Here is a 15,309-nt window from a genome sequence, read left to right as displayed (position 1 = left end):
TGACGGCGACGCGGATTGGGGCTGTAATCCCCTGCCCCAATCCTTGCCGCCGCCATGAACTCCATTCTTTCCGATGCGACGCTAGACGACTGGCGCGTCCGCCTGATCGGCCTGCTGCAACAACAGCCGGGCGACGACGACGGCGCCCACGATCTCAATCATTTCCATCGCGTCTGGGCCTGCGCCCGGCAGTTGCTGGACGCCCATCCCGACGCCGACGCATTGACCGTGCTGGCCGCCTGTTATCTGCACGACCTGGTCAACCTGCCGAAAAACCATCCGGAACGCCATCTGGCCTCGCGCCAGGCCGCAGCCCGCGCCCGCGCGCTGCTGGCCGCCGGCGATTTTCCGGCGGAACGGCTGGACGGCGTGGCCCACGCCATCGAGGCGCACAGTTTCAGCGCGGCCATCCCGCCGCAGAGCCTGGAAGCCCGCATCGTGCAGGACGCCGACCGCATGGACGCGCTGGGCGCCGTCGGCCTGGCGCGGCTGTTCTACACCGCCGGGCGCATGGACTCGGCGCTGGCTCATCCGCAAGATCCGTTGGGCGAGGCCCGCCAGCTGGACGACCGCCGCTGGGCGCTGGACCACATCGAGGTCAAGCTCGCCAAATTGCCGGCCATGATGCAAACCGAGGCCGGCCGAAAGATGGCGGAGCAACGGCTGCAGTGGCTGCGGGACTTCCGCCGGCAATTCTGCCAGGAATGGCGAACCGCCTAGCCCCGGATGACATCGAACTCGGTAAGCCTTTGATAGTCAAATCAAAACAATTCTAATTGTGAAACTATCAACACAATGACAAAACCATTGGCATGGCGCAAAATAGCCGCACCCCACCCCCGAGTTCGAGCATGATTCTGAAGCTGCAACGCAATACCCAAGGCCGCGATTGGGCGGTCGGCGACATTCACGGCTGCTTCCGCCAATTGTCGCGTTTGCTGAAAATGGCCGCCTTCAATCCCGAGTGCGACCGTCTGTTGTCAGTCGGCGACATGATAGACCGCGGCGCCGACAGCGCGGCGGTGCTGGAGTGGCTGGCGCAACCGTGGTTCTACGCGGTGCGCGGCAATCACGAACAATTGGCGATCGATTCGATACTGGGCGACAAGCAAGCCGAAATCCGCCACGTCAACAACGGCGGCTCCTGGCTGCTGACCCTGCCCGCGCCTCAGCGACAAGCCTGCCTGACCGCTTTTCAGCGCCTGCCCTACGCGATAGAAGTCAGCGACGCGGACGGCGGCAAGATCGGCGTGGTGCACGCGGATTGCCCCGGCAACGACTGGGACGCGCTGGCCGCCGGCCTCGCCAACGGCACGCTGCCGGAAAGCGGCCGCAACGTCGCGCTGTGGTCGCGGGAACGCGCGCGCCACGGCCGCGGCGGCGTTGTGCGCGGCGTGGACCTGCTGCTGGTGGGCCATACCCCGCAAACCAGCGCCACCCGCTTCGACAATGTGTTGAACCTGGACACCGGCGCCGTCTACGGCGGCAAACTGACCCTGTTCTGCCTGAACGACTTCGTCGAACTGTCGCTGCCCAGCGAAGACGACGCCCTGCTCGGTTTCCACCTGCACGATTAGCGCGACGGTGGCGCGCCGCGGCCGGGATGGCTAGAATGCGGCGCTCTGACTTTTTCCCAGGAGCCCAAGATGGCGAGCAAGAAAGCCGCGACCAAGCCCCAGGCGCAGCAACGCCAGCAACAGGATAAGCGCTGGAACGCCGCGGAGCAGGCCTGCCGCGAAATCATGAGCTTGCTGGAGGCTTTGCAGCCCAGCCTGGCCGCTCAGCAAACCTCGGAGCAGTACGCGCAGATGGCGGCCGTGTACTACAAGAAAATCCGCAACGGCCGGGTGCTGTCGCCCGGCGATTTCAATCTGGCCGCCGACGTGGCCGCCAGCGCCCGCCGCGCCTTACAGGCGCTGTCCCCCGCGCTGGACTTCGCCGGCCACCCTCAAAGCGCGGACTGCCAGCGCATGCTGACGCTGGCCGACGCCGTACTGGCGGCGATGAGCGAACTCAAGGCCGCCGGCCGACGCCAGCCCTGAGCCGGTTCAAGACCGCGGCGCTCCCGCGCGGCAGACTTGGAACAGGTTCTCAGACGTCGTCGGTCGCCGACTGCTCCGTCTGCTGCAAACGCCACATCTCGGCGTAGCGGCCGCCGCGCTCCAACAGCTCGCGGTGGCTGCCCTGCTCCAGCACGCGCCCGGCCTCCATCACCAGGATCTGGTCGGCGTCGACGATGGTGGACAGCCGGTGGGCGATGATCAGCGTGGTGCGATTGGCTGAGATCTCCGCCAATTCGCGCTGGATCGCCTTCTCGGTGCGCGAATCCAGCGCGCTGGTGGCCTCGTCGAAGATCAGGATGGGCGGATTCTTCAGAATGGTGCGCGCAATCGCCACCCGCTGTTTTTCCCCGCCGGACAGCTTGAGGCCGCGCTCGCCCACCATCGTGTCGTAACCGTCCGGCAGACTGCTGACGAAATCGTGGATGTGCGCGGACTTGGCCGCTTCCATCACTTCCTCGCGGCTGGCGCCGGGCCGGCCGTAGGCGATGTTGTAATACACCGTGTCGTTGAACAGCACCGTGTCCTGCGGCACGATGCCGATATGGGCGCGCAGACTGTCCTGGCTCAGCTCGCGGATATCGCGGCCGTTGACCAGGATGCGGCCCTCGCCGACGTCGTAATAGCGAAACAGCAGCCGCGACAGCGTGGATTTGCCCGCGCCGCTGGCGCCGACCACCGCCAGCGTCTTGCCGGCCGGGATGTCGAAGCTGACCTCGTTCAGAATCCGCCGCTTGCTCTCGTAAGCGAAGCCCACCTGTTCAAAGCGCACCGCGGCCGCCGGCGCGGCCAGCACCGTCGCTCCCGGCGCGTCCGCCACTTCCTCGTTGGCGCCCAGCAGCGCGAACATGCGCTCGATGTCGGCCAGCGAATGCTTGATCTCGCGGTAGACGAAGCCGAGGAAGTTCAAGGGCGCGTACAACTGGGTAATGAAGGTGGCCACCAGCACCACGTCGCCCACCGTCATCCGCCCGGCCACCACCTCGCGCGCGGACAAGACCATGATCAGGGTGACGCCGCTGGCGATGATCAGGCCCTGGCCGGCGTTGAGCATGGACAGCGACACCTGGTTCTTGATCGCCGACGCTTCCCAGGCCGCCAGATTCTTGTCGTAGCGCGCCGCCTCGTAGCCTTCGTTGTTGAAATATTTGACCGTCTCGTAATTGAGCAGCGCGTCTATCGCCTTGGCGTTGGCCTTGGAGTCCAGATCGTTCATGCTGCGGCGGTAGACGGTGCGCCACTCGGTCACCACCAGGGTGAAGGCGATGTAGACGGCGATGGTGCCGAAGGTCACCAGCGCGAACGGCCAGGCGTAGCGGTGCAGCAGAATGGCGGTGACCATGCCGATTTCCAGCAAGGTGGGCAGGATGTTGAACACGGTGAAGTTCAGCAAAAAGCCTATGCCCTTGGTGCCGCGCTCGATGTCGCGGCTCATGCCCCCGGTCTGACGCTCCAGGTGAAAGCGCAGCGACAGCCGCAGCAGATGCTGGAACACGCCGCCGGCCACGCTGCGCACCGCGCCCTGTATCACCCGCGCGAACACCGCGTCGCGCAGCTCGCCCAGCACGCTGGACAGCAGGCGGGCGCAGCCGTAGCCGGCCAGCGCCAGCACCGGCAAGGCCAACAGGGTGGCCGGCACCGAGAGTTGATCGACGATGTCTTTCAGGTACAAGGGCGTGCTGACCGCGGCCACCTTGGCCAAAATCATACAGGACAGCGCCAGCAGCACCCGCCACTTGAACACCCATAAATAGGGCACAAGCGTCTTGAGGGTGGCGATATCGTTGCGGCGGTCCGGAGCCGGGCCGGAATGGGTAAAACGCATATTTGGGATTGCCTGTTGCGTCAAGCTGTTCCAAAGTGAGAGTTGAGTTGTCTTGCGAACATCATCAACGCTCGCCAGGGGGCGCGGACATGTGGATATTATTGCTGGAAGCGGCGATTGCCGGCGGATTGGCCACCTTCATCGTGTGGTGGACCTGGCCCAGGGAAAAATAGCGCCGCCGGCTTTGCGAAGTCTCAGAGCCTGTTCAAAGTCCAGCGAGCGGGGGCGAGACAAGGCGTTGCGGCCGAAAATGCGCAATGGCCAAGCGGCGCATTGAGCATTCCTAAGCCGGTTTCAACGCCGTATCGCCAGAGCTCGGCGGACTTTGAACGGGTTCTCAATGCAGCACGCGCGGCGCCACCAGATTCATCTCGGGGATTTCCGCCTCGAAACGCTTGCCGTCGTCGGCCAGAAACTGATAGCTGCCCTTCATTGAGCCGTAAGGCGTTTTCAGATGGGTGGCGCTGGAATAGTCGAAAGACTGGCCCGGCTCGATGCGCGGCTGCTCGCCCACCACCCCCATGCCGCGCACTTCCTGAACCTGCTCGTTGGCGTCGGCGATGATCCAGTGGCGACTGACCAGCTGCGCCGGCTCGCTGCCGGTATTGGTGATGCGGATGCGGTAGCCAAACACATAAATGTCGTTGGCCATATTGGATTGTTCTTCGATGTAATGCGGTTCGGCTTCCACTTCGACACGGTAGGTTTTTTCCGCCATGTTCAGCGCTCCTTTTGTTGTTTGTGCTTCATTTTATCCCGCCGGAACGCTTTTGGCGCGGTAGAATGTGGCCATCCCGTGTTCATCCTTGCCCAAAGCAACGCCCTATGCGCACTTTCCGTATTGCTCCCAGCATTCTTTCCGCCGATTTTTCCTGTCTTGGCCAAGAGGTTCGCGACGTGATCTCCGCCGGCGCCGACATCATCCATTTCGACGTGATGGACAATCACTACGTGCCCAACCTGACCATAGGGCCTATGGTGTGCGAAGCCATCCGCCCGCACTGCGAGGGCACGCCCATCGACGTGCATCTGATGGTGAAACCGGTGGACAGCCTGGCCGCCGCCTTCGCCAAGGCCGGCGCGGACATCATCACCTTCCATCCGGAAGCCTCCGAGCACGTCGACCGCACGCTGGGCCTGATCAAGGACACCGGCTGCAAGGCCGGCCTGGTGTTCAACCCGGCTACCTCCTTGTCCTATCTGGACCATGTGATGGACAAGATAGACATGGTGCTGATCATGTCGGTGAACCCGGGCTTCGGCGGCCAGAAGTTCATCCTGCATGCGCTGGACAAGGTGCGCGAGGCGCGCCGCCGCATCGATGAATACACCGCCAGGCACGGCAGCGAAATCTGGCTGGAAGTGGACGGCGGCATCAAGACCGACAATATCCGCGCGGTGGCCGAAGCCGGCGCCGACACCTTCGTCGCCGGTTCCGCCATCTACGGCCAGGCCGATTACAAAACCGTGATCGACGAGATGCGCGCCGAACTGGCCCAACTCCGCTGAAGCCGGCCCTCACCCCAGGAGCACAGAATATGCACGCCTTCATCGTGACCGGCGCCTCCCGCGGCCTTGGCCTGGCGCTGACCGAAGCCCTGCTCGCCGACGGCTACCGCGTCGCCGGCCTGGCGCGCGGCGCCGTGGACGCGCTGGCCGCGCTGACGCGCCGTTACCCGGAACGCCTGAGCGCCATAGACGCCGACCTCTCCGACGCCGCCGCGGTGGCGCCGGCCATCGCCGCCGCGCTGGAACAGCTGAAGCCGGCCGACTGCGCCAGCCTCAACCTGATCAACAACGCCGGCGTGGTGACGCCCATCGCCCAGGCCGGCCATTACCCGGCCGAAGACCTGGTCCGCGCGCTGGCGATCAATCTGGCGGCGCCGATGCTGGCCACGGACGCGCTGCTGCGCGCCAGCGCCGGCCTCAAGGCCCGCCGCCGCATCCTGAACATTTCCTCAGGCGCCGCCGCCAAACCCTACCCGGGCTGGAGCGTGTATTGCACCACCAAGGCCGGGCTGGACCACTTCAGCCGCAGCGTGGCCGCGGAACAGGCCGGCCAGGACAACGCCGCGCACATCGTCGCGCTCTATCCCGGCGTGGTGGACACCGACATGCAGGCCAGCATCCGCGGCAGCGACGCCGAGCAGTTCCCGCAAAAAGCCCGTTTCGACGCGCTGAAGGCGGACGGCGAACTGAGCACCCCGGCCGCCGCCGCGCGCCGCATCGTCGACCATCTGCTGTCGCCGGCTTTTGGCCTGCAAACCGTGGTGGACATCCGCAACCTGGGCTGACGCCTGTTTACGAAATCTGTCGCGCGCGGACGCGCGCGACACGTCACAAGTGGCGGCCAAGGCCGCCGCGCTGAAACGCTTATGAACCTGAAACACATCAAAGCCGTCGCCTTCGATCTGGACGGCACCCTGGTCGATTCCATCCCGGATCTGGCCGCCGCCGCCAACGCCATGCGCGAACATCTGGACCTGCCGCCGCTGCCGGCGCTGCGCATTCAAGAACACGTCGGCGACGGCATCGCCAGCCTGGTGCACCGCGCGCTGACCAATGAGCGCGACGGCCAGGCCGATCCGGCGCTGTGGGAACGCGGCTACGTCTTCTTCATCCAGTACTACCGCGAGCACCTGAGCGACAACACCACCATCTATCCGGGCGTGACCGACGGCCTGGGCCTGCTGCGCGCGCTGCAGCTGCCGCTGGCGGTGATCACCAATAAATCCGAACGGCTGGCGCTGCCGCTGCTGGAACAACTGGGGCTGCGCGATTGCTTCAGCCTGATCATCGGCGGCGACACCCTGGCGGAAAAGAAACCGTCGGCGCTGCCCTTGCTGCACGTTTGCCAGGTTTTGGGCATACAGCCTGAACAGATGGCCATGGTCGGCGACTCCACCAACGACGTGCTGGCCGCCCGCAATGCCGGCTGCGCCGCCGTGGCCGTCAGCTACGGCTATGCCGACGCCGCCGCGCTGGGCGCCGATCTCACGGTGTCCAATATTGCCGAACTATACGATTTGATGAAGAATAGCTGATCAGCTGATAACTTCTTTTACGGATGACGACTTCATGACGAAGCAAGGATACCGGCTTGGATGCCGATGGCGCCGCTCAATGCCTGTTTGACAAGCTGCATTCGACCTCACCACGACCACAAGAGCGCAGGACCCGCCATGACCCATGAAGAATTCAACCGCCTGGCCGCCGCCGGCTACAACCGCATTCCGGTCAGCCTGGAATTGTTCGCCGATCTCGACACTCCGATGTCGGTCTACCTGAAGCTGGCCAACCAGCCCTATTCCTATCTTTTGGAGTCCGTCGTCGGCGGCGAGCGCTTTGGCCGCTACTCCTTCATCGGCCTGCCGTCCACCACCCGCTTGCGGGTCAACGGCCAGCAGGTGCAGGTGGAATACGGCGACAAGGTGATCGAGCGTCACAGCGGCGATCCGCTGGCCTTCATCGAAGCCTTCCAACAGCGCTTCCGCACCCCGCCGCAACCCGGCCTGCCGCGCTTCGCCGGCGGCCTGGTCGGCTATTTCGGCTACGACACCATACGCCACATCGAAAAGCGGCTGTCCGAAACCAGCAAGCCCGACACCATAGGCACGCCGGACATGCTGCTGATGGTGTCCGAGGAATTGGCCGTGGTGGACAATCTGTCCGGCAAGCTTTATCTGATCGTCTACGCCGATCCGGAAGTGCCCAACGCCTTGCTGAAAGCCGAGGCGCGGCTGGCGCAACTGCGCGCCCGCCTGCGCGAGCCGCTGGAAGCGCCCTTGTCCTTGCCGGCCCAAGGCACGCAATCGGCGTCGGAATACGGCGAACAAGCGTTCAAGGACGCGGTGTCCGCCTGCAAGCGCTACATCCACGACGGCGACATCATGCAGGTGGTGCTGTCGCAGCGCATGCAGATGCCGTTCGCGGAGTCCCCGCTCAGCCTCTACCGCGCGCTGCGCAGCCTGAACCCGTCGCCCTATATGTTCCTCTATCACTTCGACGACTTCCACGTGGTGGGCGCCTCGCCGGAAATCCTGGTGCGCCGCGAACAGGACACCGTCACCGTGCGCCCCATCGCCGGCACCCGCCCGCGCGGCCAGACCCGCGAGCAGGACGAGGCGCTGGCGGCCGAATTGCTGGCCGACCCCAAGGAAATCGCCGAACACGTGATGCTGATGGACCTGGGCCGCAACGACGTGGGCCGCGTCGCCGCCACCGGCAGCGTTCGCGTCACCGACAATATGGCGATCGAGCGCTATTCCCATGTGATGCACATCGTGTCCAGCGTGGAAGGCAAGGTCGGCCCCGAGGTGTCGAACATCGACGTGCTCAAGGCCACTTTTCCGGCCGGCACCCTGTCCGGCGCGCCCAAGGTGCGGGCGATGGAGATCATCGACCAGTTCGAACCCAGCAAGCGCGGCATCTACGGCGGCGCGGTCGGCTATCTGGGCTTCAACGGCGATATGGACCTGTGCATCGCCATCCGCACCGCGGTGTTGAAGAACCGCATGCTCTATGTGCAGGCCGGCGCCGGCATCGTCGCCGACTCCTCGCCGGACATGGAATGGCAGGAAACCCAGAACAAGGCGCGCGCCGTTCTGCGCGCCGCGGCGCTGGCCCAGCAAGGACTGGACGCCTGATCCGAGCAAACGGCCCGCCTAGGCGGGCCGTTCTCTATGGTGCAAAGCACCGCGTCTCCAAGCTCGACTTCAGGAGAAAAACGCTGAGCCAACCCATCGCCTTGCGCCCGGCCGTCCGCGGCGACCTCGCCTTCCTACTGGCGCTGCGCCGCGCCAGCATGGGTCCCCATCTGCAAACGGCGGGCCGCCCCTGTGATGAAGATGCACTCCTGAGCCGAGTCCACGATGGTTTCGAACACGCCTCCATCATCCTCGAAGGCGAACGGGACATCGGTCTGCTCAAAGTCGCGCGCCGGCTCCCCGCCTGGCGGTTGATCCAGTTGCAACTGCTGCCGGACTGCCATGGCCGCGGCCTGGGCGGCAAGCTGATCCGCAGTCTGCAACGCGAGGCCGAACACGCAGGAGCCGCCTTGGAACTCAGCGTGCTGGAGCGTAATCCGGTGCGACGGCTCTACCTGCGCCTAGGCTTTGTCGATATCCAATACGCCGACGGCGAATTCCTGATGCGCTGGACCGCCTGACAGACCTCAGGCCGCCGGCCACAGCACCGGAAACCAATCCTCGCGCAGGCGCTGGCCCGGCCTCATGCCGTGCTCCGGATACGGCGGCGAGGTGCGTCCCGGACGCTCGGCGTAACGCGCGTCGTCGCCCAGCCAGCGCAAGGACAGCGCCCGCCGCCGTCCGCCGCCGGGATTGCCGCGCGCGCCGTGCACGGTGCGGAAATCGAACAGCACCGCGTCGCCCGGCTCCAAAGCCCACTCCAGCACCCGCATGCCCGGCTCGCTGTCCGGATCCGGCGCGTCGCGGTAGCGGCGCGCGTCGCCCTCGTAGAAGCCGGAATCGTCTTTCCAGCGCACCGGCCGCACCCATTCCTCCCAGCGATGCGAGCCGGCGACCAGCCGCAAAGTGGCTTCGCGCACCGGGTCCACCGGAATCCAGAAACTGGCGGTCTGTTCACCGTCGACGAAGTAATACGGGATGTCCTGATGCCAGGGCGTGGGCTTGTGGGTGCCGGGCTCCTTGACCAGCACATGCTCGTGGAAGAATTGCGCACGGGTCGAGCGCATCAGGGTAGCCGCGGCGGCCGCGGCCGGCGACTCCGTCACCACCACCTCGAACTCGGGAATACGCCGCCAGTTGCAATAATCCTCGAAGAAGGAGCCCGGCTCGCCGGCGGCGACCACATTGCCGGCGTAGGGGCCGGGCGCATGCAGATTACGCTCGATGCCGGCGGCGATGACATCCACCCAATCGCGGAACAGGCCGCGCAGGCAGACGGCGCCGTCGCGCTGAAAGGCGGCGATGTCGGCGATGGACATTTCGGGACAGGCTGACATGAGCTTCTCCTCCTCTTGTATGGATACACGCCGCCACTGCGGGCGACTGCCCTCACTATCAGCGCAAGTCCATGCCAAAATAAAATAATATGTTTTGATCATTCTCCTCGGAAAAAGCGATGAAGCTGACCTTACGTCAATTGCGCTACGCGCTGGCCGTGGCCCGTCACGGCGGCATCAGCGCCGCGGCCGAACGGCTGAACGTCTCCCAGCCGGCGGTATCCGCCGCCGTCGGAGAGCTGGAAGGCATCCTGGGACAGGCCTTGTTCGTGCGCACCCGCGGCTCCGGCATGGCGACGACGCCGTTTGGCCGGCAAGCGCTGGCGCAGGCGCGGCGGACCGTGGAAGCCGCGCTGGCGCTGGAGGGGCTGGCCGACGGCGCGGACGCCTTGGCCGGGGAATTGGCCTTGGCTTGCTTCGAGGATCTGGCGCCCTACTGCCTGCCGCCCTTGCTGCGCGCGCTGCGCGAGCGGCATCCGTCCTTGCGCGTGGAACCGCGGGAGTGCGGCTTCGACCTGATCGGACCGCAATTGCTGCAAGGCGGGCTGGACGTCGCCATCAGCTACGATCTGGCGCTGCCGCCCGCGCTGGCGCTGACCGAACTACGCACACTGGCGCCCCACGCGCTGCTGGCGGCCGATCATCCGCTGGCGCGAAACGAACAGGTGGGCTTGAGGGAATTATGCGAATGGCCGCTCTTGCTGACCGAGCAGGCGCACAGCGGCCCGCATTTTCTGGACTTGCTGCGCATGCACGGCCTGCGGCCGGCCCGGCTGGAGTCGGTCCGCAGCCTTGAGCTGCAACGCGGCATGGTGGCTCACGGCCTGGGCGTGGCCATCGCCTACACCCGGCCCAGCGGCGACCACAGCTATGACGGCCGGCCGCTGGCGCTGCGGCCCATCGCCGATCCGCTGCCGGCGCAACGCATCGTGCTGGCCTGCCTGCGGGAGCGCGCGGAGACGCCGGCCGTCGCCGCCTTGCGCGAACGGGCGCTGGCCTGGTTCGCGGCCAGACCGGAGTTTGGCGTCGGCACGCCAGACGAAAGCGGCTGAGATTTGCGCCGCCTCATCACGACGCGGACCGCGGTTCAGCCGGCCTGGGCTTGCAGATACTGGCCTATCTTGGCCGCGCTGATCTTCTGCATGCCGCACAGCTGGCCGTGCTCACACAGATGCGCGCCATAGCGGCTGCTCAGTTCGCCCTGCAAATGCGATAGCAAATGCGCGGCCATTTCCGCGTCGGCCAGCGCGCGGTGGGCGCGGCCGGTGTCCGGCAGGCTCAGCCAGCGCGCCAAAGTGCCCAGCTTGTGGTCCGGCGCCTGCGGCAGCACCCGGCGCGACAGCAGCAGGGTGCAGGCGAAGTCCTGGCTGCGCGACAGGCCCAGCTGGGCCAGCTCGTAATCCCAGAACTTGCGGTCGAAGCTGGCGTTGTGAGCGGCCAGCGGCGTGTCGCCGACGAAGCGCGCCGCTTCGGCCATCGCCACCGCCGGCGGCGGCGCGTCGCGCAGCATCGCGTTGCTGATGCCGGTCAGCCGCTCAATCATCGGCGGAATCCACACCCCGGCGTTGATCAGGCTTTGGTAACGGCCGACGATGCGGCCGTCCTCCAGCAGCGCCACGCCGATTTCGGTGGCGCGACAGTCGCGTCCCGGGGACGCGCCGTTGGTTTCGAAATCGATAACGGCGATGCGTCGACTCATTTCAGCGCCGCCCGCGCCGCCTCTTCCGGGCTCAGGCCGTCGTAGTACTGGTCGGTGTACCACTCCGCCTGTTCCTCGATATGCTCCTGCGCCTCCGCCACCGTGGCGCCGGCCGCCACCAGATGGGTTTCCACCTCGGCGCACCATTCCAGCAACGCGCGGGTTTCCTCGTCCAACTCGTCTTGTTTTTGTTTCTTGGCCATGGCCGAATCCTCACATCGCTTTCGCGTGTCGAAAAACCGTGCATTCTACCCGCGCCGTCCGTGACGGCCAAACCGGATCAGACCCGCATATGGCGGATAGACTCGCTCAGTTCGCCAAAATGGCCGCGCAGCTGCAGCAATTCGTCCTGCACCTGCTCCACCGAACGGCTGGTGGTCCCGGCATGCTGGGTCACCGCGTCGACGTTGACCAGGATTTGCGCGCCGGCCTCTTTTTGATTGTCCAGCAGCCGGGAAATGTTGCGGATGCGCTCCTCCGCCACCCCGGCCTGGCGGCCGATCTGGTCCACCATGCCGCCCAGCTGCTTCACCAGCTCCACGCCCTGCTCCACCTGGCCTACGCCGTTTTCCATGCCGCTGACCACTTGCTCCGAGGTGGCTTGCAGCTGGGAAATGACGTTGACGATGTCCGCCGTCGCCTGCGAAGTGCGCTCCGCCAGCGCGCGCACCTCGTCGGCCACCACGGCGAAACCGCGGCCGGATTCGCCGGCGCGCGCGGCTTCGATGGCGGCGTTCAAGGCCAGGAGATTGGTTTGCTCGGCAATGCCGCGGATCGAATCCACCATGCCGCCTATCTTGCGGATGTCGCCCTCCAGCAATTGCACGCTGTTGGCGCTGTGATGAATGGTCTGGGCCAGGTTGCCGATATTGCCCACGGTCTGCTGCACCGCCTTGCTGCCCTCGCTCGAGCATTGACCCACTTCGCCGGCGATCCGCAAGGTGCTGTCGGCGTGCTCGGCCACGCTGGCCAGGTGGTCCGCCAATTGCTGGATGGCGCCGGCCATGGACTGCGCCGAATCGGTTTGCAGCCGGCTGGCCTGCTCCACGCTCTGGGTGAGCTGGGAAATCTCGTCGACGGAGTCTCCCAGCGCGCCGGAAGTCTGGCCCACCTTGCCGACAATGCCTTGCAAGGTGTCCATCAAGGTGTTGAATTCGCCGATGGCGGCGCCCAGCTCGTCGCGCCGCCCCGCCTGCGCGCGGATGGACAGATCGCCGCTGCGCTCTATGCGTTGCGCCGCGTCCTTGAAACGCTCGATCGGCGGCAGCACCGAACGCGCCACCCACCAGCACAGCAAGGCCATCAGCAAGGCCGCGGCCAGCGCCGCGACGATGATGAGCACGGCGGCCACGCCCACCTGCGCCACCGTGCTGTCGTTCTGCCGCCGCGAACCGTTGTCGATGGCGTCGGCCAGTTTTTCCATCTTGTCTTCCAGCAGCGCGAAGTCCTGCTGGAAATCCTTCAGCTTGGCCGTCGCCTGTTCCGGCTGGTCGAAGCCGACCGCGACGATGGCGGCGGCGGCGGCGGTGTAGCGCTCCACCACAGGCAGGATCTGCTGCAGCAAGGCGCGGGCGTCGGGATCGTTGATCTTGTCCTGGTTTTCCTTCATCGCGCCGAGAAAGCGCTTGCGGTGCTCGTCCACGTCCTTGCGGATTTCCGTCAGCGCGGCTCGATCGCCGTTCTTCTGCGCCAGCATCAGCGCCAGAACGTCGCCGTGCACCGCGTCGTGCATCATGTCGGCGTCCATCTGCCGGCGCACCGCGCCCTGGCTGTCCAACAACTCATTGATGCTGCGCGCCAGGTGCGCCGTGCTTTGGTAGCCGACCGCGCCGATCAGCAGGCAGGACACCACTATGCCGAAAGCCAGCAGCTGCAGCTGCGCCCTAATCGTCAAGCCTTTCATCGCGGCCCCTTTGCCTCAATATTAATGCCCACAGCATTAACACTAATACATTCCCGCGATTCCGCCGAAGCAATTGGGCCGGCTATAGATCCACTTTACCGCGCAGGGACTTGACCTCGCCGCGCCGCGTCTTGCCGGCCAGCCGCCGCTGCTTGGAGCCGTAAGTGGGTTTGGTGGCGCGGCGCGCCTTGGGGATGTGGCTGGCGGCGTCGACCCAGGCCTGCAGGCGCTGCAGCGCGTCGGCGCGGTTCAATTCCTGGGTGCGGTGCTGCTGCGCCTTGATCACCAGCACCCCGTCCTTGTTCAAGCGTTGGTCCGGCTGAGCCAGCAGCCGCTCGCGCAGCCATTCCGGCAAGGAGGAGGCGCGCACATCGAAGCGCAGGTGCACCGCCGATGACACTTTGTTGACGTTTTGCCCGCCCGCGCCTTGCGCGCGCATCGCGCTGAATTCCACTTCGCGCTCGCTGATCGGATACCGCGGCTTGTCCATGATGCAGACCAACAATCAAAAGAGATAATTGTAGCGCACCCGCCGCATCCCATGGCATGGGGCAGCGTTTTATTTCAGAGTGAAATTGTATGAATATCAATAGACTGCTATTGTCGTGCGCTTGCCTGGCCGATACCCTGCCAGACGCTCCTTGCCCATAGAACACGATGTCATTTTTCCTCGACCCACGGACAACGCTGGCTTGCACCGCCGGCTACAGCCTGGTCATCTCCCTGGTCACCTTCCTGTTCTGGCGACGCAGCCAGCGCCAGCCCGCCGTATTGGCGCTCGCCATCGGCGGCCTGCTGGACGCGGCGGCCGGCCTGCTCTACCTGGCCCCGCTGGATCTGGACCCCGCCTTGATCTCCATCGGCGCCAAGCTGTTGATCCAGCTGGCCGCCTTGCAGGTGCTGATCAGCATCGAGCGTTTTTACAATCATTCCAGCCAATACAGCCTGCCCTTGGGACTGGCCTTGATCTTCATTCCGCTGCTGCTGTTCGCCCACGACGGACTGGCGCATTCGGCGCTGGCCCGCCACGCCATCTTCTCGCTGGGCGGCTGCCTGCTGTGGGGGCTGATTGCCTGGCGGCTGTGGCAGGCGGAACAAGACAGCCCGCGCGCCGGCAAATCCCTGGCCTCGGCGCTGGCGGTGCTGACCCTGCTGCTGGAGCTGACGCAGTTGGCGCTGGCCCTGTCTTCCGGACAGCCGGAAATGGAAGTGGCCAGCCAAAGACAGAATCTCTTGCTGCTGATGACGCAGTGGTCCGGCTACGGCGTGGTGGTGTGCCAGCTCTACCTGGTGTACGAACGGGCGATGGATCAGTTGTTGCAGCAATCGCGCAGCGACAGCCTGACCCGCTTGCTGAACCGGCGCAGCTTCGACGAGGAGGCGGTGACGGCCTTCCGCCTGGCTCAGCGCGAGCGGCGCGCCTTGTCGCTGATCGTGCTGGATCTGGACCACTTCAAAAGCATCAACGACCGCCACGGCCACCTGGCCGGCGACCAGGCGCTGACCGCGCTGGCGGACTGTCTGCGCCGGCAGGCGCGGCAGACCGATCTGATCGGCCGCCACGGCGGCGAGGAGTTTTGCATTCTGCTGCCGGACACCGGCCGCGAGCAGGCGGCGCAGGTGGCGGAGCGCTTGCGCGCCGCCATCGCCCGCATCGAACTGCCGCTGCCGGACGCCGGCGCGCGGCTGCGTTTCACCGCCAGCCTGGGCGTGGCCTGTCTGAACAGCAGCCACGCCTCGCTGGAAAGCCTGTTCTGCGAGGCCGACGCCATGCTCTACCAGGCCAAGCATCACGGCCGCGACAAGGTGATGCTGTCGGCGCTGCCCGCCGCCGGTTGA

At 65.6% G+C, this 15,309-nt stretch carries 17 protein-coding genes; 10 read left to right on the top strand and 7 right to left on the bottom strand.

The window, feature by feature from the left end:
- Positions 1–54 precede the first annotated feature (54 nt).
- The 3 genes from ACODSD_RS08395 (at position 55) to ACODSD_RS08385 (ending at position 2,042) form a co-directional block, all read left to right on the top strand.
- Positions 55–720, top strand: a complete 666-nt coding sequence (locus ACODSD_RS08395; RefSeq protein WP_486637120.1) for an HD domain-containing protein — start codon at positions 55–57, stop codon at positions 718–720.
- 131 nt (positions 721–851) lie between these two features.
- Complete coding sequence (locus ACODSD_RS08390; protein WP_488877163.1) at positions 852–1,577, top strand: metallophosphoesterase; 726 nt, start codon at positions 852–854, stop codon at positions 1,575–1,577.
- A gap of 69 nt (positions 1,578–1,646) precedes the next feature.
- Entirely contained in the window at positions 1,647–2,042 is a 396-nt protein-coding gene (locus tag ACODSD_RS08385; protein ID WP_253314633.1) for a hypothetical protein, read from the top strand.
- 49 nt (positions 2,043–2,091) lie between these two features.
- On the opposite strand, the gene ACODSD_RS08380 is transcribed toward ACODSD_RS08385, so the two are convergent.
- Both ACODSD_RS08380 and apaG read right to left on the bottom strand, forming a co-directional pair.
- Positions 2,092–3,885 carry an ABCB family ABC transporter ATP-binding protein/permease gene (locus ACODSD_RS08380; RefSeq protein ID WP_488877162.1) on the bottom strand — a complete coding sequence of 598 codons (1,794 nt, stop codon included), beginning with the start codon at positions 3,883–3,885 and terminating at the stop codon, positions 2,092–2,094.
- Positions 3,886–4,222: 337 nt separating this feature from the next.
- The gene (gene apaG / locus ACODSD_RS08375; protein ID WP_019101389.1) at positions 4,223–4,603 is read right to left on the bottom strand and encodes a Co2+/Mg2+ efflux protein ApaG; all 381 of its coding nucleotides are present in this window, start codon (positions 4,601–4,603) and stop codon (positions 4,223–4,225) included.
- A 107-nt stretch (positions 4,604–4,710) separates the two neighbouring features.
- On the opposite strand from apaG, the gene rpe reads away from it, so the two are divergent.
- From rpe to ACODSD_RS08350, 5 genes are all read left to right on the top strand, one after another.
- On the top strand, positions 4,711–5,394 hold the full coding sequence (gene rpe, locus ACODSD_RS08370) for a ribulose-phosphate 3-epimerase (protein ID WP_488877161.1): 684 nt from the start codon (positions 4,711–4,713) through the stop codon (positions 5,392–5,394).
- A 29-nt stretch (positions 5,395–5,423) separates the two neighbouring features.
- Complete coding sequence (locus ACODSD_RS08365; RefSeq protein ID WP_107799226.1) at positions 5,424–6,179, top strand: SDR family oxidoreductase; 756 nt, start codon at positions 5,424–5,426, stop codon at positions 6,177–6,179.
- 81 nt (positions 6,180–6,260) lie between these two features.
- Complete coding sequence (locus ACODSD_RS08360; protein ID WP_488877160.1) at positions 6,261–6,929, top strand: phosphoglycolate phosphatase; 669 nt, start codon at positions 6,261–6,263, stop codon at positions 6,927–6,929.
- Positions 6,930–7,067: 138 nt separating this feature from the next.
- On the top strand, positions 7,068–8,531 hold the full coding sequence (gene trpE / locus ACODSD_RS08355; RefSeq protein WP_107799228.1) for an anthranilate synthase component I: 1,464 nt from the start codon (positions 7,068–7,070) through the stop codon (positions 8,529–8,531).
- A gap of 101 nt (positions 8,532–8,632) precedes the next feature.
- Positions 8,633–9,052 carry a GNAT family N-acetyltransferase gene (locus tag ACODSD_RS08350; protein ID WP_488877159.1) on the top strand — a complete coding sequence of 140 codons (420 nt, stop codon included), beginning with the start codon at positions 8,633–8,635 and terminating at the stop codon, positions 9,050–9,052.
- A gap of 6 nt (positions 9,053–9,058) precedes the next feature.
- Here ACODSD_RS08350 and ACODSD_RS08345 read toward each other — a convergent pair whose 3' ends face one another.
- Positions 9,059–9,868 carry a phytanoyl-CoA dioxygenase family protein gene (locus tag ACODSD_RS08345; protein WP_488877158.1) on the bottom strand — a complete coding sequence of 270 codons (810 nt, stop codon included), beginning with the start codon at positions 9,866–9,868 and terminating at the stop codon, positions 9,059–9,061.
- Between the two features lie 119 nt (positions 9,869–9,987).
- On the opposite strand from ACODSD_RS08345, the gene ACODSD_RS08340 reads away from it, so the two are divergent.
- On the top strand, positions 9,988–10,920 hold the full coding sequence (locus ACODSD_RS08340; RefSeq protein WP_488877157.1) for a LysR family transcriptional regulator: 933 nt from the start codon (positions 9,988–9,990) through the stop codon (positions 10,918–10,920).
- A 35-nt stretch (positions 10,921–10,955) separates the two neighbouring features.
- On the opposite strand, the gene ACODSD_RS08335 is transcribed toward ACODSD_RS08340, so the two are convergent.
- The 4 genes from ACODSD_RS08335 to arfB form a co-directional block, all read right to left on the bottom strand.
- The gene (locus ACODSD_RS08335) at positions 10,956–11,567 is read right to left on the bottom strand and encodes a 3'-5' exonuclease (RefSeq protein WP_107799232.1); all 612 of its coding nucleotides are present in this window, start codon (positions 11,565–11,567) and stop codon (positions 10,956–10,958) included.
- On the bottom strand, positions 11,564–11,770 hold the full coding sequence (locus tag ACODSD_RS08330) for a hypothetical protein (protein ID WP_019101381.1): 207 nt from the start codon (positions 11,768–11,770) through the stop codon (positions 11,564–11,566). Before ACODSD_RS08330 ends, ACODSD_RS08335 begins: the two co-directional genes overlap by 4 nt.
- 77 nt (positions 11,771–11,847) lie before the next feature.
- Complete coding sequence (locus ACODSD_RS08325) at positions 11,848–13,470, bottom strand: methyl-accepting chemotaxis protein (protein ID WP_107799233.1); 1,623 nt, start codon at positions 13,468–13,470, stop codon at positions 11,848–11,850.
- 82 nt (positions 13,471–13,552) lie between these two features.
- Positions 13,553–13,960: an alternative ribosome rescue aminoacyl-tRNA hydrolase ArfB gene (gene arfB, locus ACODSD_RS08320; RefSeq protein WP_081544746.1), complete on the bottom strand. Its 408-nt coding sequence runs from the start codon at positions 13,958–13,960 to the stop codon at positions 13,553–13,555.
- 167 nt (positions 13,961–14,127) lie between these two features.
- Between arfB and ACODSD_RS08315 the strand changes: the two genes are divergently transcribed.
- A complete protein-coding gene (locus tag ACODSD_RS08315) occupies positions 14,128–15,309 on the top strand; it encodes a GGDEF domain-containing protein (protein ID WP_235088809.1) in 1,182 nt (393 codons plus the stop codon).

The organism is Chromobacterium sp. FG22 (assembly GCF_057809415.1).
This window is presented reverse-complemented; position numbering and strand designations above follow the sequence as displayed.